The organism is Parafrankia soli, from assembly GCF_001854695.1.
Taxonomy (GTDB): Bacteria; Actinomycetota; Actinomycetes; order Frankiales; family Frankiaceae; genus Parafrankia; species Parafrankia soli.
Window position 1 is genome coordinate 54,619 of the sequence record NZ_MAXA01000219.1, and the last position, 21,302, is coordinate 75,920.

Consider the following 21,302-nt stretch of genomic DNA (forward strand, 5'->3'; position numbering starts at 1 on the left):
GCCGTGGGCGGTCTCCGGAAATCGTTCCTCCGGAGTGTGCCTAACTGGCATCACGAATCTCTCAGGTGACATTTGGCCCAGTCCGGGGGATTTCGTCCGTCCAGCTATGGCTGCTGTGACATTCGGTGGCCCTCGGCGGCGGCGGTCTGCGCCTGCTGCGGTTACGGGGAGCGATTCGGGGGCATCGAATTGTCGAACGGTTCCCCGCGAGTAGTGGCGAAGCCCTGGCATTGGGTGATAAGGGGGTTGGGAACCACGTCCAGCGGTGAGCGACCTGCTGCAAATCGTGCAAATCGTATCCAGCCTGAGTGGCGGACTCGCCGCGATCCGCATCAATGACCTGTCGGATGGTGAACCGTCGCTTTCGGGGACGTTAAGTTAGTGTGTGCGTGTAACGTCGCCACCCAGCTCAGCGTGGTGACAGGGGCACGTCGATGCTCGTTCGAGACGGCTGGGGGTGTGTCGGGTGAGCCGGGAGTACGCGAAGGCCGTGGGTGGTCGCCTGCGGGCAATCCGGATCCAGCAGGGGTTGTCGCTGCAGGGCGTCGAACAGAAGTCGCGCGGTCGGTGGAAGACCGCCGCGGTCGGCTCCTACGAGCGCGGCGACAGAATGATCAGCGTTCATCAGTTGTCGGAGCTCGCCGGTTTCTACGGTGTTCCGGTGTCAGCGCTCCTACCAAATGAGGATCAGCTGCCGCCGCGGGAACGCAGGCCCCGTACCGTGCTGAATCTGGAGAAGCTCGCCGAGGCGCCGCCCGATTCGTCCGCACTGGTACGCAGATGGGTCGCGCAGATTCAGCGCCAGCGCGACGACTACGCCGGGCATGTGCTGTCGATCCGAGACGGCGACGTCCGGGCCCTGGCCCTGCTGCACGACACGACGCCACAGGAGTTCGCCGAGCGGCTGCGGGCCTGGGGAGTGCTCGAGACCAGCTTCCCCGAGGAGAGCGAGCCGCCGGAGTAGGCATCGCGGCGCCGGCCACGGCACCCCGCGTCGACGCGGGCCGGGGCGGGCTGCGGGCCGGCACAACTGCCGGGCCGGCCCGGTTGTACCTGATGGGGCGCGGACGGCCCGCGCGCGGGAGCGGCGACATCGGTGTCGTACGCGCACCACGACCCGTGTGCGTGGCCGGGTGCACCGCGTCGGGAGGTGACGCAATGCCGAGGAAGCGGGCTTCGCACAGGGGGCTGGTGCTTGGCGCCGGCGGAGTGCTCGGCTCAGCCTGGATGATCGGCGCACTGTGGGCCGTCGAGTCCGAACAGGCCATCGACGTCCGGGATCACGACCTGGTACTCGGGACATCCGCCGGATCGGTCATCGCGGCGCTGCTCGGCCTGGGGGTCGGCGCGGACGTGATGGTCAATTCCGAGCGTGGGATCTTCGAGCCGGGCTACCCCGTGCTGGACTACCGCGATCTCGGAGCGTCCCTGCCGCCCAGGCCGCGGATGCGGATGGGCTCGCCGCGGCTGCTGACCACGACCGCTCTGCATCCCCGCCAAGCGACGCCGATGGTCGCGCTGGCGGCGCTGCTCCCGCAGGGCCGTGGCCAGATCGCCGCGATCGGTGATCTCGTGACCGAGACGGCCGCCCGGATCGAGCATCCGCTGGACGCGCTGGCCGCCAAGCGCTCGGCCGCGGTGCCCCCCGGCGCGGGCCGGGGACGTCAGCCCGTCTCGTTGGCGGCGAACGGCTGGCCGCGGTCCCCCCGGCTGCGCGTCGTCGCGATGGACTTCGACTCGGGCGGCAGGGTGCTCTTCGGCTCCCCGGACGCGCCGCGGGCGACCCTGCCCGACTCGGTGATGGCCTCGTGCGCCATCCCCGGCTGGTACGCGCCGGTCAAGATCGCCGGCCGGCGCTTCGTGGACGGCGGCACCAGATCACCGGCGTCCCTGGACCTGCTGGTCGAGGAGGAACTGGACGAGGTGCTCGTGCTCGCGCCGGCCTGCTCCTTCGACAGTGACCGCCCGCGTGGCGCCATCGCCCGGGTGGAGCGGCAGATGCGCCGGGCCGCGACGCGACGGCTGGCCCGCGAGATCGAGCTGCTGGAGGCTGCCGGCACCCGGGTGACAGCGCTGTGCCCGGGTCCGGAGGATCTAGAAGTGATCGGCGGGAACGTCATGGACCTGACACGCCGCGCGGAGGTGTTCGAGACCTCGCTGCGAACCTCGGCCGCCGCCCTCCGAACCGCGCTCGGCGCCGACACGCGCCCCACCCGTCCCATCCGCGCCACGCGGGCGGCGGGAACAGCGACGGCGGGAACAACGGCTGGCCCGGGTGACTCCGGTGCCACCGCGAGCGGTCCGGGACGTCGCGCCGGTGGCCGGGAGGCACTTGGCCGCGCGGCGGCGACCACCGCCGCGGATCAGAAGGCGGACCTCGGTCTGGTCGGCTGACAGCGGGTTGCCACACTGGGCACATGCGTGTCTACCTTCCCTCAACGCTGACGGCCGCCCGCGCGGTGCTGCACGAGCGGAAGGTGCCACCCGGCATGGCGTTCGCGGTCACTCCCGCCGTGCGGGAGTGGTACAGCCAGTCCGACGTCGAGGAGATGGAGTTCGCGGCGCTGCAGGACGCGGCCCGGGCGAGCCTGCGGCTGCTCGACGCCGACCCCGAGTCGCCGCCGCGGCGTTTCGTCTTCGCCGCGGACGTCGACGAGCGGCTGGTGCGCGTTCGCGACGACCTGGATCGAGGCGCGGTCGAGGTCCTCGAGTCGGTGCCGCTGGCCGCCGTCCGGGCCGTTCACTCCGACGACCCGTCGGACGCCGAGGCCCAGGCCGCGGTGCGGGCCGCCGTCGCGGCCGTGCTGGAGGCCGACCTCGGCAGCGACGACGCGGCCTTCGTCGTCGACGGCGCGGAGGGGTTCGAGCTCCTCTGGTTCGCGACGCAGGAGCTGCCGGACCTGCTCTGACCGGGCCCGCGGGCCCGCGTACACCCAACACTCACGCCTAACACCCACGCAGGACGTCGTTGCGGGACGAGCCGGAGTCGGTGTGATGACAATCGGGCAACAACCAAGAGGCGATGTTTGTCGTTGGATTGATGTAGAGGAGATGAGTTGACGAGATCTGTTGGTCGGACGTTGTCATAAGTGGGTGACGAGGCGGCGGGTCTGAGGTGACTTGTCGTCCTCGCGTTGCTCATGACTCCCCGCGGCGGGCATCGATCAACGCACCGAATAGTGTTGTTGCTGAGCTGGTTGCTCACCCAATAGCTCGTCTTGCGGAGCGTGTGCATGGTCCGGTTTCGGCTGGTCCGTCGCGTGTTCCGCGGCTTCCCCGGGGTCGACGTGGGCGTTCCGTCGTGCGTTCCTTGATCTCGGTGCATCTGTGGCGTGACGTAGGAGGCTGGTGAACCGTGCTCTATCTCGCTGGGCAGATTCTGGTGTTCGTGCTGCTGGCGATGATCGTCGGTGCGGCGCTCGCCTGGGTCTTCCTCGCCGCGCCGGTTCGGCGCCAGCAGGCCGCGCAGGCCCGTGCGGCCAGGGCGGCCAGGGCGCGGGCCGCTCGGGGCGAGTCGGCAGGAGGGGGCGCCACCTCGGCCTCCACCCCCGGTCGATCCGGCGGCGCGCCCGCGCGTGATCCCGGCGTCGACAGCGACCGGGGCGCGCGCCACCCCGACCTCGTTGCAGCCGACCCTGTGACCGAGACGAATGCCGGGTTCGGGCAGCCTCTCGACGACGACACCTGGCCGCCGCTGGCGCCCAGGGTCGAACAAGCGGATCTCGCCGACCTGATGGCGCGCCTGGGTGACCAGGAGGAGCGGTGGGCCGCGGAGAAGGCGAGCCTGACGGCCCGGCTCGCCGCCGCGGAACAGCAGGCCATCGAGTCCGAGCAGCGAGTCGCGGCGGCCGAGTACCAGGTCGCGATCGCGCAGGCGCGGATCGGTGAGATCGAAGCGGCGCTGCACGCGGCACCGGCCGTCGACGCGGGCACCGCCGGCGTCGCCCAGCCGGAGGACGCCCCCGTCACCCCGGACGCAGCCGCACTCGCCGACCACGGTGATGTCACAACTGTCGCCGACCTTGCCCGGGAGACGGTCAGGCTGCGTGAGCAACTGGAGGAGGCGGAGTCGCGCGCGGCCCGGTTCTCCTCCCGGCTCGCCATGGTCCGCACCGACGCGGAGGCGGCGCAGCGGCAGGTCGCGACGATGAGCACCCGCCTCGACCGGCACCAGGCCGAGTGGGCGGCAGAGCGGATCAAGCTCCTCGCCCGGATCGCCGAGGCCGAGGAGACTCGGCCGGCGGCATCGCTCCCCCCGGTATCCGTTGATGAGCCCGAGGCCATCGCAACGGTCGAGCCCGTTCAGGCCGAGAGCGAGACGGACCAGGTCGCGGACGAGCCGAAGGAGGTCTACGCGGTGCACGAGGCGCCGGCCGAGCAGGAACTGACCGAGCAGGAGCCGGTCGAGGTCGAGCCGGTTGAGGTGGAGCCGACCGAGGAGGAGCCGGCATCATCCTCGGTCGAGCTCACCTGGGCCAGGGAGTCGATCGAGGCGGAGCACCTGACCTCCACGGGGCCCGGAGCCTTCGAGGCCGGCCCGCTCGTCCATGTCATCCCGGGGTCCCGTGACGACGACCTCGAACTGATCGGCGCGGCGCTGGTCGGCGCCGCGGCCTCCGCGGGCGTCACCGGGCGCCCGGCGGTGGGCACGCTCGCCGGCGGATGGAACGCGGGTCCCGAGTCGGCGGGCCGGTTCCACCTCTCCGGGGCGTCGTGGGGAGGCCCGGCCGAGCCCGTGCTGTCCACCGACAACCTCAAGGAGATCGTCGGGGTCGGGCCGGTGACCGAGTCGCGGCTGCGGGTCCTGGGCATCACGACGTTCCGCCAGCTGGCCACGATGGGCGACACCGACGTCGACCGGCTGGCGAAGAAGCTGGACGGGTTCGGCGATCGGATCGTCACCGACGACTGGGTCGGTCAGGCGCGTGACCTTCAGGCCCGGCACCACAGCGGCCTGGCCTGAGGCGCCGTTCGCACCGACGCACCGGACGAGTGGGCCCCGACGCCCGAGCCCACTCGTCCCGTCAGTTGGCGGCTGGTCAGAGCCCCGAGATGAGACCCTCGATCTCGGCCTCGACGATGCGCCGATCGGTCACGTCGACGTACAGCCACAGGTGGCCGTGGTAGCCGTTCGGTCCCGCGAGCGGGATGTGGCTGCGTTCGAACACCCTGCCGTCGGCGAACATGACGGCCTCGCGGCGGGTCGTACGGCGCCGACGCAGGAGGGTGTCCAGCCGGCTGGCGAAGCCCGCGGGGTCCTCCACCAGGCCCGGTATCGGGCGCATCTGCGTCCGGCAGTCCGTGCCGACCAGGTCCACCGGCGACTCGGCCAGTTCGAACAGGTCGCAGTACGCCTGGTTCACGGCCACCACCTGGGCGTCCGCGTCCGCGACGAGGACTGCCGAAGGCAGCTCGGCCAGCAGTGTGGTCAGCCAGCGCTCGCGCTCATGACAGGCGTCGGAGAGCCGCCGGACCTCGGAGAGCACGCACCCGCACGCACCGTCGCCGCTGGCATGGTGGGCTCCGGGTGGCCCCGTGATCAGGGGCTCCGACCGCTGCGGGAGTACCGGGCGCCAGAAGGCCCCCGGCGGCCGGCCGCCAGCCTCCGGCGCGCGGCCCGGCACCGGAGGTGGTGGCCCCGGCAGTGCTCCATGCGGGCTGACCGCCGCCCGCCATTCGGCTCCGGGCGGCAGGGCGCCGCCCCGGGCCGACCCCGAACGGGGAACGTACGAGGGAAAGCCCTGTCCGTCAGCGCCGGCCGAGTCAGCACGAGAGGGGTCGGCACCCGCGGGGTCGGCGCCGTCCCGTCCGCCGTTCACCACCGGACCGGTGGAGCCCGGCCCGGTCGACCGGGCCCGCGCCGGGCCGGGCAGCTGCCCGGTGAACGGCGGCTCCGCGAACGGCGGCTCTTTGAACGGGTCCTTGAACGGTGGCTCCGGGAAGGGCCGATCGAACGGCGGGTCCACGAACGGCGGATCGAACTCGGCGGACAGCGGGCGGCGGGGTGCGGGCACCGCCCAGCCCGGTCTGTCGTGGTCGCTGACGCCGTCGGATGGGTACCAGAGATCGTCGGTGACCACGTCGAAGCGCTCGAGTTCGTCACGTAGCAGCTCGATGGTTTCCGAGCACAGACTGCCGAGGTCGTCGAGGTCGTCACCGATCGGCGAGTCGATCCCGGCGGTCTCCGGCGCCGCGGAGCCCTGCTCGCCGAGCGCCGACCCGGATCCCCGTTCGAACGCCACCGCGTCCAGACCGTCGGCGGGGATACCCGTGGGAGCGGAGGCGCTGCCGTCCGGCACGGCTGTGAGGGTTCCGGCGAAGCGGCGGTGGCCGTTCTCACCGACGACGGCCGCAGCGCGCAGTATCGCCGTCCGGGCGGATCCGTCCGGACGGAGCAGCCGAATCTGAACCGTCAACTCGTCACCCTCAGTGACCAGCTGGCGCCACTGGCTGGTGACGGCCCGGACGTCCTCCGGATGCACGGCTCGTTCCCAGCCTCGCCCGACCGCCTTGTCCCGGGAAACTCCGGTCAGCACGGACCACTGCCGGTTCACAAAGACGTGCCGGCCTGAGACATCTGCGGTGAATATCCCGACCGGGCAGTTGTCGACAATTCGCCGGAAGACGTCCCATGCGGTTGCGAACATATCGGCGGGGTTCGCGTCGTGGTCGGCGTTCATCGCAGGTCCCGGGAAGGCGTCGGTCGGGGGGCCGGCATCGCGGCCGGTATGGGTGGTGACGATGGAACAGCTGTGCCCGGTGGGCATTCGGTGGGGCGGGACGTTGGCTGACCGGGCACGTGAATGACCCCCGAGGCAGGCGTCGGCGGCGGTCGGCGACCTGGAAGGTGGTGTGGGGGAGTTCCACCGGTCGGCGCGGACCGCGCGTTGTCGGTTTCCTGTGTGGTGGTGCGACGTACGGGTTTCTGACCGCCGGCAGGTTACCGCTTCGGCGCATCGATGGTGGCGCACGCGGTCGGCGTTTCGGCGCCGATCTGATTTCCGTATCCATTCATCGGGACAGGGCCGCGGCGGTCGCGGGTACCCGCCGGGAGGGGATGGTGGGCCACCGCGGAGCGGACACCAGCGCCGAGAGCGACACCGAAGATCGGTTACAGAGGGTAGTTACCCCCTCGATGGGTGGTGGGAGCTCGCGCGCTGCGTGGCTGGTAGTGGTCCGACCCGGCGCCGACGGCCGTCCGAGGTTGTGCGAACGTTGTTGCTTGCGTACCTGCTTGGAAGGGTTGATGTCGAGTGACCCGCTTCCTACGCTTCGTAGCTGATGTCCGAAGCGTGGGGGGCTGGCCGCGTGAATATGGAAGAGGAGCGGCGATTCTCCGTGGCGGCAGCACGCGGGAACTGGCCGGACGCGACCTCTCACGTGGAAGGAGAGGTCCGTGAACTGATCCGGCGGCGTTCCCTCGACCCGGAGCGGGAACCCGTCCTCATTCGTCAACTTGTGGACGCGGTTCTCGTCGACTACGAGGAACGTGCGCTCACCAGTGATCTCCCGCCCGTCGTCGACCGGGATGCGACCGCTCGTTCGGTTTACGACGCTGTCGCCGGTTTCGGGCCGCTTCAACGCCATCTCGACGATCCGGCCGTGGAGGAGATCTGGATCAACGAGCCGGGCCGGGTGTTCGTCGCGCGGCACGGGCGCAGCGAGCTGACCACCACGATTCTCACCCAGGACCAGGTGCAGGACCTGGTGGAACGCATGTTGAAGTCGTCCGGGCGCCGGGTCGACCTCTCCACCCCGTTCGTCGACGCCATGCTTCCCGATGGCTCCCGCCTGCACGTCGTCATCCCGGACGTCACCCGGGTGCACTGGTCGGTGAACATCCGGAAGTTCGTTCTGTCCGCCGGCAGCCTCGACGAGCTCGTCGCCCTGGGGACGATCACACCGAACGCCGCGATGTTCCTGGAGGCGTCGGTCATCTCCGGCCTCAACGTCATCGTCGCCGGCGGCACTCAGGCCGGGAAGACGACCATGCTCAACTGCCTCGGCTCCGCCATCCCCGCCCGGGAACGGGTGATCAGCGTCGAGGAGGTCTTCGAGCTCCGGCTGCGCGCGCCCGACTGGGTGGCCATGCAGACCCGGCAGGCGAACCTGGAGGGCACCGGGGAGATCCGGCTGCRCCGGCTCATCAAGGAGGCGCTGCGGATGCGCCCGGACCGGATCCTGGTCGGCGAGGTGCGCCAGGAGGAGGCGCTCGACCTGCTCATCGCCCTCAACTCCGGCCTGCCCGGAATGTGTAGTCTGCACGCCAACTCCGCCCGCGAGGCGGTGACCAAGCTGTGCACCCTGCCGCTGCTGGCCGGCGAGAACGTCACCCACTCCTTCGTGGTCCCCACCGTCGCCTCCAGCGTGGACCTGGTCGTTCACCTGTCGAAGGAGGCGGACGGCCGGCGGCGGGTCACCGAGATCGCCGCGCTGCCGGGCCGCGCCGAGGGCGACACGGTGGAGGTCGCCCAGATCTTCCGGACCCGCGGCAACATGCTCGTGCGCGCCGACGGGTTCCCGCCCCATCCCGAGCGGTACCTGCGCGCCGGCTTCGACCTGCCGGCGCTGCTCGCTCCCAGCGAGCACGAGCGGGCGTACGCGCAGATCGCGGTCGAGCGCTGATGGGCATCTTCCTCGGCCTGCTGTTCGGCCTCGGCCTCTTCCTGATCGTGGCGAGCGGGCGTCCGCGGGCCGGTGGCGCGCGCGCCGAGGCCTCCTGGGCCCGCAACCTGCGCGAGACACTGGCCCAGGCCGGGATCCGCGGTGTCACCGCGCACCAGTTCGTCCTCATCAGCGCCGCCCTGGGACTGGTGGCCGGCCTGGTCATCCTGGTCTTCTCCGGCACGTTCTCGCTGGCCGTGGCCTTCGCCGCCTTCGCCTCGGTGCTGCCGCGCCAGCTCGTGCTGCGCCGGCGCCGGGCCCGCATCCACGACCTGCGCGAGCTGTGGCCGGACGTCGTCGACAACCTCGCCAGCGCCGTGCGCGCCGGCATGTCGCTGCCCGAGGGGCTGGCCGCGGTCGGCGTCCGCGGGCCGGCGCCGCTGCGCCCGGCGTTCACCCGGTTCGGCGAGGACTACCGCGCGACCGGCTCGTTCTCGACCTGCCTCGACCGGCTCGCCGACGATCTCGCCGATCCCGTCGCGGACCGCATCATCGAGTCGCTGCGGATGGCCCGAGAGGTCGGCGGCACCGACCTCGGTCGCCTGCTGCGCACCCTGTCGACCTTCCTGCGCGAGGACGCCCGCACCCGCGCGGAGCTGGAGACCCGCCAGGCCTGGACGGTCAACGCCGCCCGCCTCGCGATGGCGGCGCCGTGGATCGTCCTGCTGCTGCTCGCCAGTCGCGGCGAGAACATCCAGGCCTACGACAGCCCCACCGGGGTGCTGGTGCTCCTCGGTGGCGCCGGGGTCTCCGTCCTGGCGTACGTGCTCATGAAGCGGATCGGGCGCCTGCCCGAGGAGGGGCGGGTGCTGCGGCCATGAGTGGATCTTCGGACGGACGGGTGGGCCGGGAGCCGGGGGCGGCTCGGTGAGCACGGTGGCCGCGGGCGCGCTGCTCGGGCTCGTCCTGGGCGTCGGTCTCGTCATCGTGATCTACCGGTCGCCACCCGCGCGGAAGGTGCGGCTGGCCGACCGACTCGACCCGTACCTGCGCGACACGCCGGTCCCGTCGCGCCTGCTGGCGGACGGCGCCCGGCGCGGCGGGCACTCCGAGTCGGATTCCTCCGGCCCGGCGGGCGGACGTCCCATCATGGCGGGAGGCACGGCGGGGCGGTTCGGGCTCGGAGCGGTGGAGGCGCTGGTCCGACCGTTTGTCGAGGACGCAGCCCGCCGCCTCGACGGTTTCCTCGGCGGCCGGGTGGCCCTCAACCGGCGGCTCGTCCAGGCTGGTGGGCGCACCCCCGTCGAGGAGTTCCGGGTGCAGCAGGTGATCTGCGCGGTCGCCGGTGCCCTGCTCGGCGCCCTCGTCCTGGCGATGCGCACGCTGTTCGGGGTCGGGCCGCCCGCCCTTGTCGGGATCGCGCTGGTGGTCGCCGGCGCCGCCGGCGGGATCCTGGCGCGGGACTGGTGGCTCACCCGGGCGATCCGCGAGCGCGAGGACCGCATGCTCATGGAGTTCCCCACCGTCGCCGAGCTGCTGGCGCTCGCCGTCACCGCGGGGGAGTCCGCGATCGGCGCGCTGGAGCGGGTCAGCCGCCTGACCCACGGCGAGCTGGGAACCGAGCTGCGGCTCGCGCTCGCCGACGCGCACGCGGGCGCCTCGCTCGTGCAGGCCCTGGAGGGCATCGCCACCCGCACGTCACTGCCGCCGCTGGCCAGGTTCGTCGACGGCATGGCCGTCGCGATCGAGCGCGGCACGCCTCTGGCGGACGTCCTGCGAGCGCAGGCGGTGGACGTCCGCGAGGCGGGCAAGCGTCAGCTGCTGGAGGCGGGCGGGCGCAAGGAGATCGCGATGATGATCCCGGTGGTCTTCCTCATCCTGCCGACGACGGTGATCTTCGCCTTCTACCCGGCGCTCGTCAGCTTCACGGTGATCGCGCAGTGACCTGCGGCATCAGATCGAGCGGCATCAGATCGAAATGAGGGAGGGGACCATGAGAAAGTTCGGAGCGAGGGCCCGGGACGGCGGCTGGGTCGCGGCACGAGCGGTGTCGCGCTGGGCGGCGCGGCGGGAGCGGCTGGCCCTGCGCGGGGCCGACCGCGGGGACGTGCCCGGCTGGGTGATGGTGACCGTCATGACGGCCGCGCTGGTGGTCGCGATCGCCACCCTGGCGACGCCGGCCCTGCAGACGCTGTTCACCTCGGCCATCGAACAGGTGACCGGCATCGCCGGCGACTGAACGATCGCGGCTGTGCGCAGGTGGCCGCCACGGTTCCCGTGGCGCTGGGGCGGGCCGGCCGTCCCGAACGTCCCCGCGGATCGGGTGACCGGTGACGGTGACAGTGGGTCCGCGATCGTCGAGTTCGTCCTGGTCGGGACGCTGCTGCTGATGCTCATCCTGGACGTCATCCAGGTCGGGCTGGTCCTGCACGTGCGCAACACCCTGGCCGCGGACGCCGCCGAGGGCGCGCGCCACGCCGCCAACCTGGAGGTACCGGCGAGCGAGGGCGGAACCTACGCCCAGCGGCTCATCGCCGAGACGCTCCCCGGCCGCGCGGACACCGTCTGCACGGGGCAGGACGAGGTCGGCCCTGGTGACATCCCCCTGGTCCAGGTGACCTGCACGGTCGTGGTGCCGCTCAGCCTTGTCCCACTCGGCGACGGCGTCACCGTGACGGTGACCGGCCACGCGGTCAAGGAGACCCCGTGACGCCCGAACCGACCGCCGCCGGTACGCACGCCGCGGGCCCGGCGCACGCCGCGGGGCGTGCCGACCGCGATCAGGGTTCGGCGATGATCGAGTTTGTCGGGCTCTCGATCGTGCTCCTCATCCCGTTCGTCTACCTCTTTCTGGCCGTGTTCGCCGTCCAGCGCTCGGCCTTCGGCGTGACGCAGGCCGCCCGGGAGGCCGGGCGCGCCTTCGCGACCTCGCAGAGCGAGACCGCGGGTCTCGAACGCGCCCGGCTCGCCGCCCAGCTCGCCTTCACCGACCAGGGCATCGACGGCGCGCCCGAGGTCAGGTTCGCCCCGCAGGGAGCCGACTGCGGCGCGGGTAACCCGGGTGACGGCGCCGCCACTCTCGAACCAGGCGCCCGCTTCGTCGTGTGCGTCCGCGCGCACGTCGACCTGCCCGGGGTGGGCGCCGTCGCGGGCGGCCTCGCCGACGTAACCGTGAACGGCCAGTTCACCGTGGTCGTCGATGCCTACCGTGCTGACAGACGAGAAACCCAGTAGTACCAGTGATCCCTGGCGGTCATGGCGTTGAGCGGGGTCATGCGGGTTTACACCGTCCAGCGGACCTCTTGCGGACCATGATCATGGTTGGTGCTGCCAAGCAAACGGGGCCCTGTCGCGGGCTTCGCGGCAGGGCCCCGTCGGGCGGGTGGCGGTCAGGCGACGATGTAGCTCGAGTCGTCGAACTCGGCGGTGACCTTCAGCTTCCCGCCGAGGGCCTCGACGTAGGCGCGCAGAACTGACACGGAGACCACGTCGAGCTTGCCCCGTTCCACATCCGAGACGCGGGGGCCGGAGACGCCCATCGTCTCGGCGACTTCACGTTGGGTCAGGGTACGACTGCGCCGCACCTCGGCCAGCCGGTAGGCGTGGATCTCGTCGTCGAGGCGGCGCTGCCCTGCCTCGCGGTCGGCGTCGCTGCGGGGCAGGTGGCCCGCAGCGGTCCGTGCCTGCTCGGCTTGGCGCTTGACGTCTTCCCATCGCAGTGCTGTCACCGGTATTCCCTCCCGTCGAGTTCGGCCAGATGGAGGTCGTAGCGTTCGTCGGCCTGGGGTATGGCTGTCTCGTACCAACGCTGCCAGTCGCCGGATTTGTCCCCGGCTACCACCAGCACCGCCCGGCGGACCGGGTCGAACGCGAACAGGATCCGGATCTCGCTCCGGCCCGTCGAAGCCGGCCGCAGCTCCTTCATGTTGTGGTGGCGCGAACCCTTGATCCGGTCCACCAGCGGCCGACCGAGCGTCGGGCCTGTAGCCGCAAGCCGATCGATCGCGTCTTCAACGAGGTCGGCCGAGCGGGGGTCATTCTTGGTCAGGTCAACGAACCATGCGGCGACATCGTCGACCAAGAGCACTTCCCAGCGCGACACTGCAACAGCTTAACCCAGATGTTAAGTAGGGGCTCACTGATCCCAGGACGGCGAGGTAGATCACTAGCCCCAGCTCTCGCCCCTCCACCTGGGGACTGGCTCCGCTCGGAGGTGGAGCGGAGCGTCCAGGATCGCTCGCCCCGTCGACATGCGCGCTGCCCCGAGGGCGGTCCCCGGCGGCTGTCGCGACGATCACGGGTAGTGATCGTCGGTCGCGACGGGGTGTCGGGCGTACGATCGCGAGCTCGGGTCGAGGGCCGGGCGGTGCCGCTTTTCTCGTCTTCGTCCTGTCGCGGGACAGCCTGCGGGTAGAAGATCGATTACGTGGCGATGGGAAGATCGACTGCACCACGGTAAACTGGCGCACTTCCGCTCACGCCGGATCAGGCTCTTCGCAGCTCAGCACAGCGGATAACGTCAAATGAACGGCCAGTTCACCGTGGTCATCGATGCCTACCGCGCCGATCGTTCGGCCGCCTGAAGAGGCTGGCGTACGTCGGTCGGGTCCGCGCTGGGACATCCGGTGCCGCTTCGGTCAACGACCTCGGCGTTGTGGCGGAGTTGCCAGGCCCGTGTGTCCAGGGGCGGCCGACCTTCAAGCCGAGACTCGACTTGGCTGGTACCGCAGGGCGACTGCCCCCGACCGGAACTCCTGGCGCCCCACGAGCTTCAGCTCGAGCCGCTCGCTCAGGCCGGCGAACAACGTCGGCCCGTGGCCCGCAAGGATGGGCTGCACGACAAACTCGTACTCATCGATCAGCCCCAGATCCGCCAGGGCCAGCGGGAGGGTCACGCCTCCCACGAACAGGCCTCTGCCAGGCTCCTGCTTGAGCTGCTGAACGGCTTTCCCCAGGTCACCCTGTACGAGCTCCGCGTTCCAGTCGACCCGGTCCAGGGTGCCCGACACGACGTACTTTTTTGCCCCGTCGATTGTTCGGGCGAAGGGGATCATCCAGTCAGCCATCCAGTCAGGCCACGTTCCCGTCGCCGGCTGCCGCCACGCCGCCTCCATCATCTTGTAGGTCACCCGGCCGAAGAGAAGGGCATCGGCTCGTTCCAGATTGGTGGCCCAGTAGCGATGCGACTCTTCGTCCGGGATCATCCCTACCCGGTGGTCGCAGCAGCCGTCGAGGGTGATGTTGATCGAGTATCGGAGCGGTCTCATGGGTGGCTCTCCCTGCTGCGGTCGCGGGCATCTGGCGGACCGTCATCAGACCAGCGCCGCCGCCATTTCTCATCGGTCCCCCGTCCGGACCTGCTGGGRGGGTGCGAGGATCGCGTAGCCGCAGCATCGAAGGACCGGCACCCTGTTCTGCCAGTGTCGCTCGAGGGCAGCACTGGCGAGGCTGTAAAACCGGGCTGGAGGCGGCCGCATGATCATCGGTCGCGGACCAGCGGTCCCGTCCCGGCATCCACATAGAGCCAGCGGCCGTCGATCCGCGTGAACGTGCTGCGCTCGTGCTGCACGCGACGCTCGCCGTCCGCCGAGCGCGCGATCGCGCGGAATTCCACGACACCGGTGTCGTCGCCCGGGCCGCCGTTCACGGTGTCGACGATCTGCAGGGCGCGCCAGGTCATACCGGCGTCCAGGTCCAGGCGCTTGGGGCGCGTCGAGGGATGCCAGGTGCGCAGCAGGTACGGCGCGAGGCCGCGGGCGAAGGCGCTGTAGCGGGATCGCATGAGCGCCTCGGCGGTCGGCGCCGGGTTCCCGAGATGGAAAGGCTCGCAGCACTCCGCGTACTCCCGGCGGGAGCCGCACGGGCACTGGTCGACGACGCTCATGCGGTGCGGCGTGGCGTCACGAGAGAGCAGGTCAACTCCGCCTGCCGGCCCTCAGGACCACTGCCAGCGCGCCCGCGTGCCTCGGCAACCTCGGCGATCCAGGTCGCCGGGTCAAGCGCCGGCCCCGGCGAGCTCGGACTCCGGCGAGGTGCCTTGTTCGTGCGCGTGTGACGAGCGCGGCCGCTGATCGGTGTGCGCGGCCGAGAGCCGGCGACCGCACGCATCCACGTGGGCGCCATCATCTCGGTCAGGAGGGACCTCCACGAGCGCACGGCGTGGGCTGAGCTGATGCCCGTCAGGGTATCGCGGTGGCGGTCTCGGTAGTCCACGACGCCCGGCGGGCGCGCGGCGAGACCTGCCGGCTGCTTCGGGGGGTTCACACGGACACGGAAGGCCTTCCTCGGCTGACCGCGTCGAGCAGCAGCGCTGCGGCCACGGTCGCCCCGTCGCTGCGAATCGTGCAGGCCAGGGCTGTCGCGCGTGCGCGGGTCTCGGGGGTCAGAGCGGTGCTGAGCGCGGCGGACAGGGACTCGGTGGTCGGAGCCGGACCGTCGTGTGCCGCGCCGACACCCAGGTCCGCTACCCGGCCAGCCCGGTACAGCGGGTCACCCGCCTGGGTTACCACCACCTGAGGAACGCCAGCCTGGGCTGCCGTCGTCTCCGCAGGGGCGTTGATCCGGGGGTGAGACGGGGGTGAGAACTGTCGACGGTCCAGGATGGGACGGGCGTGGAGGTCAGCCGGGCGGCGAGCGGTGGTCGAGGAGGCCGAGGTGGCGGTGGATCGGGCGGGCACGCCACTGGTCTGGTACGTCAGTTACGGGTCGAACCTGCGGTCGTCGCGGCTGGCCTACTACCTGGCGGGCGGAACGATGCCGGGTACGACCCACGTCTACCCGGGTTGCCGTGACCGTCGTCCGCCGCGTGCCACCGCGCCGCTCCTGTTGCCGGGATCGGTGTACTTCGCCCTGGAGTCGGAGGTCTGGGGTGGTGGGATGGCGTTCTACGACCCGGCGGTGCCCGGTCTGGCCGCGGCCCGCGCGTACCTGCTCAGCCGCCAGCAGTTCGTCGACATCGCGGCGCAGGAGATGCACCGGGAACCCGGCGGCGACCTCGACCTGACCGCTCTGCTCGGCGCCGGCCGGGCTGTTCTCGGGCCCGGCCGGTACGAGACGGTGCTGCTCGTCGGCCACTGGGGTCCGGTGCCGTTGCTGACGTTCACCGCCCCGTGGGGGCTGGCCGACGTCGCTCTCACCGCTCCTTCCGGGGCCTACCTGGACATGCTGGCGGCCGGGTTGCGGGAGGGCAACGGCTGGCCGCCGGCGCGGATCGCCGCCTACCTGGCCGGGCTGCCCGGCGCCCACGGCGTCTGGCAGCCCGACGAGATCGCCGGACGTCTCACCGCCGCGGACGTGACCGAATCCGCCGGGTGATCCCTCCTCACCTGGGCGTGATGTCCGTCAGGAAGGCGGCGAGCGCCGCGCGCAGCGGCCCGATGTTCCCCAGCAGGAGATGCCCGCCACGCGGCAGGACGAGCAGGTTCCCGCGCGGCAGGCGGTCGACGACAGCCCGCGCGGCGGCGGGCCGGGGGAGCGGGGAGTCCTCGGCGGTGACGACCAGCGTCGGGACGCTGATCTCCTCCCAGGGCAGCTGGTCGGCGAGCATCTCGGGTGCGGTCACGACGTTGTCGAAGATCATGCCGGCGCGGCGGGGGTGCACCGGCAGCAGGGTGGTCATGATCTCGGCCAGTTCGGCCTGGCCGTCGGCGTCCAGGTTCGTCCAGCCGACGCCGCTGGCGCGGGCGACCAGTGACGGGCGGACGGTGGTCAGCCAGGTCGGCCGCTCCGAGCGCAGCATCGCCCGCAGGACGAACGTCGGGGGCAGCCGTAGCGGCCTGGCCGCGGGCAGCACCGGGGACTCCAGCACGAGTCGTTCGACCCGATCCCGGTGGCTGAGGGCCAGCCGCGCCGCGGCCATCGAACCGGCGGACAGCGAGACGACGTGGGCCCGGTCGAGGCTCAGGGCGTCGAGCAGCGCGGCCAGCGCGTCGGCCTGGCCGGTGGTGGTGGCGCCCGGGGACAGCTCGGAGCCCAGGTAGCCGTACCGGGACACCGCGATCGTGCGGTGACCGGGGCCGAGGCGCCGGCGTGACCAGTCCGCCGCCTGGTCTCAGCCGCCGTTGTTGCCGTGCACGACCAGCACCGGTGTTCCCTCGCCGAGATCGAGGTACTCCACGGCGCCCTGCGGTGTCGAGACGGTGCGCAGCGGCGCGGGTGGGGCGGCGAGCCGACGGCGTGCGGCTGCGAGGTCTCGTCGGTAGCGACTCACCTGCGATGATCCTCCATCGGACGGCCGGAGAGCGACGGCCGGAGAGCGACGGGCGGAGTGCCGGGCGGAGTGCCGGGCGGAGTGACGGCGGGTGTGACCGGTTCCGAGGCCACTGCCTGCTGGTTGTATCAAATTTTTTGAAAATTTCTGAAAACTTAGCGCGGACGGAGTCCTGCTGTGCCGACCAGGAAGACGCCTGCCGAGCCCGACGGTAAGGCGGTGCTCCGCTACACCGAGCGGTTCGCCGGCGTGCTGCGCGAGGCCGGTCTGCCGCGGATGCCGGCCCTGGTGTTCGTCTGCTTGTACGCGTCCGAGGCGGAGAGCCTGAGCGCCGCGGAGCTCGCCGAACGCCTCGGCGTCAGCCTCGCGTCGATCTCCGGCGCGGTGCGGATGCTGACCGGAGCAGGCATCATCGTGCGCGAGCGGCCGGCCGGTGAACGGCAGGATCGGTTTCGCGTCGACGCCGACGTGTGGCTGAACATCATGCGCAGCCGGGACGTGGCGCTGGCCCGCTGGGAGGAGCAGATCCGGGCGGGCATCGAGGTCGCCGGGCCGGACAGCGTCGCCGGCCGACGGCTGGCGGAGTCCCTGGCCTTCTTCGACTTCATGCGCCGGGAACTCACCGACATGCTCCGGCGCTGGGAGGCCACCGGCCGCTCCGGCGCCTGAGAGCTGATGCACGTCGGCCGAGTCCGCGTTGGGGCGGTCCTGGGCCGCCGCGCCTGCCATCGATGGACGGGTAGGGGGCGTTCGTTCTCGCCCGGTGGGTGTCGCGTTCTGTCGGAGGCGGCTGGCACGGATAGGGCGAGGACAGGCTCCGGATGCTCGAATCCGAGGTCGGGGTGCTGTCCGATCTGCGTCCCGCTGTGGGGTAGCCGGCCGTGACCGGGTTCCATCTTCGCGGTCTGCTGCGACGCCTCGCCGACCATCAGGCGAGCTATGTGATCGTCGGTGGGGTCGGTGCCCGTCTGCAGGGTTCTCCCAACATCACCGGTGATCTCGACATCGTTTGTCGGTGAGCAGTCCGAACCAGCGTTCGACCTGGTTGAGCCAGGAGGAGCCGGTCGGGGTGAAGTGGACGTGGAAGCGGGGGTGACGGCCCAGCCAGGTCCTGATCTCGGCGGTGTTGTGGGTGGAGTAGTTGTCGCAGACCAGGTGGACATAGAGGTCGGCCGGCACGGTTTTGTCGATGAGGGTCAGGAAGCGGCGGAACTCGATGGCGCGGTGGCGACGGTGGAGCTCGCCGACGACGGTGCGGTCGGCGATGTCGAAGGCGGTGACCAGGCTGGTGATGCCGTGGCGCAGGTAGTCGTGGGTGCGCCGTTCGGGCATGCCGGGCATCATCGGCAGGGAGCGGTCGAGGGACTGGATCTGGCTTTTCTCGTCGGCGCAGAGCGCGACCACCTTCTCCGGCGGGTTGTGAAATTTCTACCGGAATCTCATGCGGAACAATCAGATCCAGCTGCTTTCGTTTCTTCTTCGCGTCACGGCGCGTCGCTTCAGTATGCTACTGGTAGTGGTGCTGCTGGCTAGTTTTTCCTTCATTGTGTCGGCGCTGGCTGAAACGACTCCCATCCGGACGGCCATGGCCGGCTTCGACGGCCGTCCAGCCGATGGGCCAGCCGCGAAACACCTCAAGGTCAACACCTACAACCTGTATCTTGGCGCCGACCTCTCCCCAATCATCGCCGCCCCAAATCTAGCGGAGATGATCCGCCAGACCAGAATCGCCTACCGGCACGTGCTGTGGGCTGACTTCCCTGCGCGGGCGCGGGCGATTGCCAGGCTGCTCGCCCGGCAACGGCCCGACGTGCTCGGCCTGCAGGAGGTCGCGCTGTGGAAAGAGGGCCCGATCGGCGGTCCGCTGCGCACCACTGTCGACTACCTGCCGATCCTGCTCAAGGCGCTCAGGGAACAGGGCCTGAACTACGAGGTTGCCGCGAAGAACACCAACTTCACCGCCCAGTCGCCGATCGGTCCTACCCGACAGGTGAGCTTGACCGATCACGATRCGATTCTTGTGCGAACCGGCACCGCCGGCCGGTGGCGAGTCAGCCACTCCGAGTCGCATGATTACATGGCTCGGTTGACCATCCCGACCGCGGCGGGACCGATCACGATTCCACGCGGCTGGTCAGCGGTCGACGTGACGGCTCGGGGCCGGACGGTACGAGTCGCCAATACCCATCTTGACCCCGACAGCCCGCAGATCCGTAATACCCAGGCGGAAGAGCTGCGTACCAAGCTCGCCACCGCGGCACACCCGGTGGTCCTGCTCGGTGATCTGAACGCACCTCCCAGTGACCCCGCTGGCCCGTACGCTCTTTTCGCTCAGGACGGGTATACGGACGCGTGGACGGCGATCCATGGCCCTGATGGCGGCTTCACCGCCACTCAGATAGACCTTGATACGGTGCCGTCAACTCTTTACGAGCGCATCGACTACGTGCTGTACAATTCTATGCGTCCCGAAGATTCAGATTCCGGACACATTCAGGTGGTTCGGGCGACCGTAATCGGCAACAAACTGCGCGACCGGACCCTCTCTGGGCTGTGGCCTTCCGATCACGCGGGCGTTGTAGCCACACTCGCGATCTCCCGTCCATAGCATTAACCTGCGTTTTCTCGGCGGCGTACCAGAGCACGTGGAGCATCTTCGGTGCCTACCGCCCGACCTCGCTGGCAGCTGAACCTAATGGTCGGCACCGCCGAACATCCCGGAGTCGTCACGTTCGGTCATCGGACCGCGGGTGYGGCTCCGGCCGGCGCGACCGCGATCATGATCTTCAAGGTCGTCCCAACATCCGCCGGCCTGCCCACCCTCGTCGACGTGCACGCCACCCCGGGAACGGTCGACGGCACTCCCTACGATCATCCACGCTGATCGTAGGGACCGTGCGCGATCGGCCGGCGCAGACGCCGACGTGCGGTGCCACGTCTCGCGAGCACCCCGAGGCCACCTCCACCCGCATCGCGAGACGACCTCGCTCGCCGCATGGAGGCCGCGATGCTGTCTCTCTCTCTTCCGCTGCTGGGTAGTGGGTGGGTGGAAGATCGGCTACACCACGGTAAACTGGCGCGGTTCCGTTCATGCCCGACGTATCTCTTCGCAGGTCAGCACAACGGAGAACGTGGATTGAACGGCCAGTTCACCGCAGCGGTGGATGCGTTCCGTGCAGACAGGCGAGAAAACCAGTAGTACCAATGGTTTCCGGCGTTCAGTGGGTGACGCGGAGCTCTGCCCGTCCCGAGGATCATGAGAAGTGGCAAGTGCTGTTACCTGGTATTTCTCGGTTGTGGGGGACGTCGTTGGCTGGGGGAGTCCCACCACGACCGGRAACCTCGATCCGGCGGGGATGTGGTGGGTGCTCCAAACGTCGCTATCGGCGTTCGTTGACGATGTAGGTGCGTATGGACGAGCGGTCGAGGAAACGGGCCTCGTCCTCGGCAATGATCCGCCCGATCTCCTTGCCGGCGAGGGCGTCGACCGTCTTCCGGTACATTTCCTCGCTCTCGTAGGTCAGCTCGGTCATGACGTCGAACAGCCGCTCCGTGGCGCGACCCGGGGCCATGTGACCGGTCCGGTGTTCGGTGCCCTCCACCGCGAAGTTGCGCCGGTAGTCGGAATAGAAGGGCAGCAGCCTGCTCACCAGGGGAACGTGTTTCTCCTCGTAGTAGGCGATGAACTCGTCCATCGTGAGGCCTGGCCTGCGGCTCATGAGGGACACGATCTTGATCACACGCTCTCCCTGGAGATCGACGGTTCGAGCGCGGCCGCGAGCGCCCCGTACACGTCGTGCAGGAAACCCCACGGTGCGTGGTGTGTGCGGGCGGGCCACGAAGCCACCGTGGATGACGCCGAGGGCCTGTGTCGCAGTTTCCTGAGAAGTGACCCCCTGGGACCTGGTGGGGCGCGAGGCGCGCGGTGGCCTGACGGATGATCAGTTCATGTCGAAGATCCTCCAAGGTTCGATGACGATCGGGCTGAGCGGTTCGTGCGGGACCGAGGGACGGCGAGGTATGCGGCCCGGCCGGCAAGCCGTGGAGGCCGGGCGACAGCGACGGCCGGCCAGCCTCCGGCGGTGAGGTGGACGTCCGATCCCGGCCTGCGGGTGCAGGTGGAGGCGATCCTCGCGCTGCTTCCCGAGGACAGGCTCCGGATGCTCGAAATCGAGGTCGGGGTGCTGTCCGATCTGCGTCCCGCTGTGGGGTAGCCGGCTGTGACCGGGTTCCTCTTCGCGGTCAGCGTGGTCAGGGGTGCGGCCGACACCCAGCCACACCGGGACTGTCAGGCCCCGGCACTCTCGGTGGCGAGGCGAGCGAGTACGTCGGCGTGACACGGCTCGTCCAGCGGGCACCAGCACGCCAGCTGATGGCCGGCGAGGTCGGGCAGGTGGTCGAGCACCCAGGAGCGGGAGACCATCCCCACGCGCCGGCCCCCGGGCAGCTTGTCCGGTCCCTCACCGGCGAGCCATGCGGCGTACCGCCG

At 70.3% G+C, this 21,302-nt stretch carries 25 protein-coding genes and 1 pseudogene; 15 read left to right on the forward strand and 11 right to left on the reverse strand.

Features of this window, described 5'->3' with window-relative positions; genetic code table 11:
* Positions 1 to 466: 466 nt before the first annotated feature.
* From BBK14_RS19520 to BBK14_RS19535, 4 genes are all read left to right on the forward strand, one after another.
* Positions 467 to 964, forward strand: coding sequence for a transcriptional regulator (locus BBK14_RS19520; RefSeq protein ID WP_020463278.1), 498 nt, complete (start codon positions 467 to 469; stop codon positions 962 to 964).
* A gap of 194 nt (positions 965 to 1,158) precedes the next feature.
* Positions 1,159 to 2,394, forward strand: a complete 1,236-nt coding sequence (locus tag BBK14_RS19525) for a patatin-like phospholipase family protein (RefSeq protein ID WP_071064597.1) — start codon at positions 1,159 to 1,161, stop codon at positions 2,392 to 2,394.
* 23 nt (positions 2,395 to 2,417) lie between these two features.
* Positions 2,418 to 2,909, forward strand: a complete 492-nt coding sequence (locus BBK14_RS19530) for a DUF6912 family protein (RefSeq protein ID WP_020463276.1) — start codon at positions 2,418 to 2,420, stop codon at positions 2,907 to 2,909.
* 446 nt (positions 2,910 to 3,355) lie between these two features.
* Positions 3,356 to 4,963 (forward strand): hypothetical protein, encoded by a 1,608-nt coding sequence (locus BBK14_RS19535; RefSeq protein WP_071064599.1) that lies wholly within the window; start codon positions 3,356 to 3,358, stop codon positions 4,961 to 4,963.
* 76 nt (positions 4,964 to 5,039) lie between these two features.
* Here the strand turns inward: BBK14_RS19535 and BBK14_RS19540 are convergent, their stop codons facing one another.
* Positions 5,040 to 6,680: a PAS domain-containing protein gene (locus tag BBK14_RS19540; RefSeq protein WP_071064638.1), complete on the reverse strand. Its 1,641-nt coding sequence runs from the start codon at positions 6,678 to 6,680 to the stop codon at positions 5,040 to 5,042.
* Positions 6,681 to 7,338: 658 nt separating this feature from the next.
* Here BBK14_RS19540 and BBK14_RS19545 point away from each other — a divergent pair.
* The 6 genes from BBK14_RS19545 to BBK14_RS19570 all read left to right on the forward strand — a co-directional run bounded on the left by BBK14_RS19545 (position 7,339) and on the right by BBK14_RS19570 (position 11,838).
* Positions 7,339 to 8,625, forward strand: coding sequence for a TadA family conjugal transfer-associated ATPase (locus BBK14_RS19545; protein WP_071064601.1), 1,287 nt, complete (start codon positions 7,339 to 7,341; stop codon positions 8,623 to 8,625).
* The gene (locus BBK14_RS19550; protein WP_071064603.1) at positions 8,625 to 9,485 is read left to right on the forward strand and encodes a type II secretion system F family protein; all 861 of its coding nucleotides are present in this window, start codon (positions 8,625 to 8,627) and stop codon (positions 9,483 to 9,485) included. Before BBK14_RS19545 ends, BBK14_RS19550 begins: the two co-directional genes overlap by 1 nt.
* 46 nt (positions 9,486 to 9,531) lie before the next feature.
* A complete protein-coding gene (locus BBK14_RS19555; RefSeq protein ID WP_071064609.1) occupies positions 9,532 to 10,548 on the forward strand; it encodes a type II secretion system F family protein in 1,017 nt (338 codons plus the stop codon).
* Positions 10,549 to 10,597: 49 nt separating this feature from the next.
* Positions 10,598 to 10,843 carry a hypothetical protein gene (locus BBK14_RS19560; protein ID WP_071064611.1) on the forward strand — a complete coding sequence of 82 codons (246 nt, stop codon included), beginning with the start codon at positions 10,598 to 10,600 and terminating at the stop codon, positions 10,841 to 10,843.
* A 12-nt stretch (positions 10,844 to 10,855) separates the two neighbouring features.
* Positions 10,856 to 11,314 (forward strand): TadE family protein, encoded by a 459-nt coding sequence (locus tag BBK14_RS19565; RefSeq protein WP_083391090.1) that lies wholly within the window; start codon positions 10,856 to 10,858, stop codon positions 11,312 to 11,314.
* 83 nt (positions 11,315 to 11,397) lie between these two features.
* Positions 11,398 to 11,838 carry a hypothetical protein gene (locus BBK14_RS19570; protein ID WP_071064642.1) on the forward strand — a complete coding sequence of 147 codons (441 nt, stop codon included), beginning with the start codon at positions 11,398 to 11,400 and terminating at the stop codon, positions 11,836 to 11,838.
* 155 nt (positions 11,839 to 11,993) lie between these two features.
* Here BBK14_RS19570 and BBK14_RS19575 read toward each other — a convergent pair whose 3' ends face one another.
* The 5 genes from BBK14_RS19575 to BBK14_RS19595 form a co-directional block, all read right to left on the reverse strand.
* Positions 11,994 to 12,332 (reverse strand): XRE family transcriptional regulator, encoded by a 339-nt coding sequence (locus tag BBK14_RS19575; protein WP_071064612.1) that lies wholly within the window; start codon positions 12,330 to 12,332, stop codon positions 11,994 to 11,996.
* Complete coding sequence (locus tag BBK14_RS19580; RefSeq protein WP_026310666.1) at positions 12,329 to 12,706, reverse strand: type II toxin-antitoxin system RelE/ParE family toxin; 378 nt, start codon at positions 12,704 to 12,706, stop codon at positions 12,329 to 12,331. Before BBK14_RS19580 ends, BBK14_RS19575 begins: the two co-directional genes overlap by 4 nt.
* Positions 12,707 to 13,301: 595 nt before the next feature.
* A complete protein-coding gene (locus BBK14_RS19585; RefSeq protein ID WP_071064614.1) occupies positions 13,302 to 13,871 on the reverse strand; it encodes a dihydrofolate reductase family protein in 570 nt (189 codons plus the stop codon).
* A 212-nt stretch (positions 13,872 to 14,083) separates the two neighbouring features.
* Positions 14,084 to 14,488: a YchJ family protein gene (locus tag BBK14_RS19590; RefSeq protein ID WP_071064615.1), complete on the reverse strand. Its 405-nt coding sequence runs from the start codon at positions 14,486 to 14,488 to the stop codon at positions 14,084 to 14,086.
* Between the two features lie 376 nt (positions 14,489 to 14,864).
* Complete coding sequence (locus BBK14_RS19595) at positions 14,865 to 15,116, reverse strand: hypothetical protein (protein WP_071064617.1); 252 nt, start codon at positions 15,114 to 15,116, stop codon at positions 14,865 to 14,867.
* Between the two features lie 142 nt (positions 15,117 to 15,258).
* On the opposite strand from BBK14_RS19595, the gene BBK14_RS19600 reads away from it, so the two are divergent.
* A complete protein-coding gene (locus tag BBK14_RS19600) occupies positions 15,259 to 15,918 on the forward strand; it encodes a histone deacetylase (RefSeq protein ID WP_241831669.1) in 660 nt (219 codons plus the stop codon).
* A gap of 7 nt (positions 15,919 to 15,925) precedes the next feature.
* On the opposite strand, the pseudogene BBK14_RS19605 reads toward BBK14_RS19600, so the two are convergent.
* Together BBK14_RS19605 and BBK14_RS38430 are read right to left on the reverse strand one after the other, a co-directional pair.
* A pseudogene (locus BBK14_RS19605) lies at positions 15,926 to 16,618 on the reverse strand (alpha/beta fold hydrolase); the annotation flags it as partial.
* Positions 16,619 to 16,654: 36 nt separating this feature from the next.
* Complete coding sequence (locus tag BBK14_RS38430) at positions 16,655 to 16,813, reverse strand: hypothetical protein (protein ID WP_157904302.1); 159 nt, start codon at positions 16,811 to 16,813, stop codon at positions 16,655 to 16,657.
* Positions 16,814 to 16,990: 177 nt separating this feature from the next.
* Between BBK14_RS38430 and BBK14_RS19610 the strand changes: the two genes are divergently transcribed.
* Entirely contained in the window at positions 16,991 to 17,482 is a 492-nt protein-coding gene (locus tag BBK14_RS19610; RefSeq protein ID WP_071064623.1) for a GbsR/MarR family transcriptional regulator, read from the forward strand.
* 318 nt (positions 17,483 to 17,800) lie between these two features.
* Here the strand turns inward: BBK14_RS19610 and BBK14_RS19615 are convergent, their stop codons facing one another.
* On the reverse strand, positions 17,801 to 18,217 hold the full coding sequence (locus BBK14_RS19615) for an IS630 family transposase (RefSeq protein WP_241831670.1): 417 nt from the start codon (positions 18,215 to 18,217) through the stop codon (positions 17,801 to 17,803).
* Between the two features lie 37 nt (positions 18,218 to 18,254).
* Here BBK14_RS19615 and BBK14_RS19620 point away from each other — a divergent pair, with 37 nt between their 5' ends.
* Together BBK14_RS19620 and BBK14_RS19625 are read left to right on the forward strand one after the other, a co-directional pair.
* Entirely contained in the window at positions 18,255 to 19,421 is a 1,167-nt protein-coding gene (locus BBK14_RS19620; protein ID WP_116430116.1) for an endonuclease/exonuclease/phosphatase family protein, read from the forward strand.
* 87 nt (positions 19,422 to 19,508) lie between these two features.
* On the forward strand, positions 19,509 to 19,697 hold the full coding sequence (locus BBK14_RS19625; RefSeq protein ID WP_071064625.1) for a hypothetical protein: 189 nt from the start codon (positions 19,509 to 19,511) through the stop codon (positions 19,695 to 19,697).
* Between the two features lie 496 nt (positions 19,698 to 20,193).
* On the opposite strand, the gene BBK14_RS19630 is transcribed toward BBK14_RS19625, so the two are convergent.
* Positions 20,194 to 20,553, reverse strand: a complete 360-nt coding sequence (locus tag BBK14_RS19630; protein WP_071061193.1) for an EthD domain-containing protein — start codon at positions 20,551 to 20,553, stop codon at positions 20,194 to 20,196.
* Between the two features lie 342 nt (positions 20,554 to 20,895).
* Between BBK14_RS19630 and BBK14_RS41375 the strand changes: the two genes are divergently transcribed.
* Entirely contained in the window at positions 20,896 to 21,027 is a 132-nt protein-coding gene (locus BBK14_RS41375) for a hypothetical protein (protein WP_255565754.1), read from the forward strand.
* A gap of 74 nt (positions 21,028 to 21,101) precedes the next feature.
* On the opposite strand, the gene BBK14_RS19640 is transcribed toward BBK14_RS41375, so the two are convergent.
* The coding region (locus BBK14_RS19640; protein WP_116430117.1) for a DUF4326 domain-containing protein at positions 21,102 to 21,302 on the reverse strand (201 nt) is incomplete at its 5' end.

Excerpts from the sequence above, each read along its gene's own strand:
- BBK14_RS19590 (WP_071064615.1), bottom strand. The coding sequence starts at position 14,488 with ATGAGCGTCGTCGACCAGTGCCCGTGCGGCTCCCGCCGGGAGTACGCG.
- BBK14_RS19525 (WP_071064597.1), top strand. The coding sequence starts at position 1,159 with ATGCCGAGGAAGCGGGCTTCGCACAGGGGGCTGGTGCTTGGCGCCGGC.
- BBK14_RS19585 (WP_071064614.1), bottom strand. The coding sequence starts at position 13,871 with ATGAGACCGCTCCGATACTCGATCAACATCACCCTCGACGGCTGCTGC.
- BBK14_RS19550 (WP_071064603.1), top strand. The coding sequence starts at position 8,625 with ATGGGCATCTTCCTCGGCCTGCTGTTCGGCCTCGGCCTCTTCCTGATC.
- BBK14_RS19530 (WP_020463276.1), top strand. The coding sequence starts at position 2,418 with ATGCGTGTCTACCTTCCCTCAACGCTGACGGCCGCCCGCGCGGTGCTG.
- BBK14_RS19540 (WP_071064638.1), bottom strand. The coding sequence starts at position 6,680 with ATGAACGCCGACCACGACGCGAACCCCGCCGATATGTTCGCAACCGCA.
- BBK14_RS19570 (WP_071064642.1), top strand. The coding sequence starts at position 11,398 with ATGATCGAGTTTGTCGGGCTCTCGATCGTGCTCCTCATCCCGTTCGTC.
- BBK14_RS19560 (WP_071064611.1), top strand. The coding sequence starts at position 10,598 with ATGAGAAAGTTCGGAGCGAGGGCCCGGGACGGCGGCTGGGTCGCGGCA.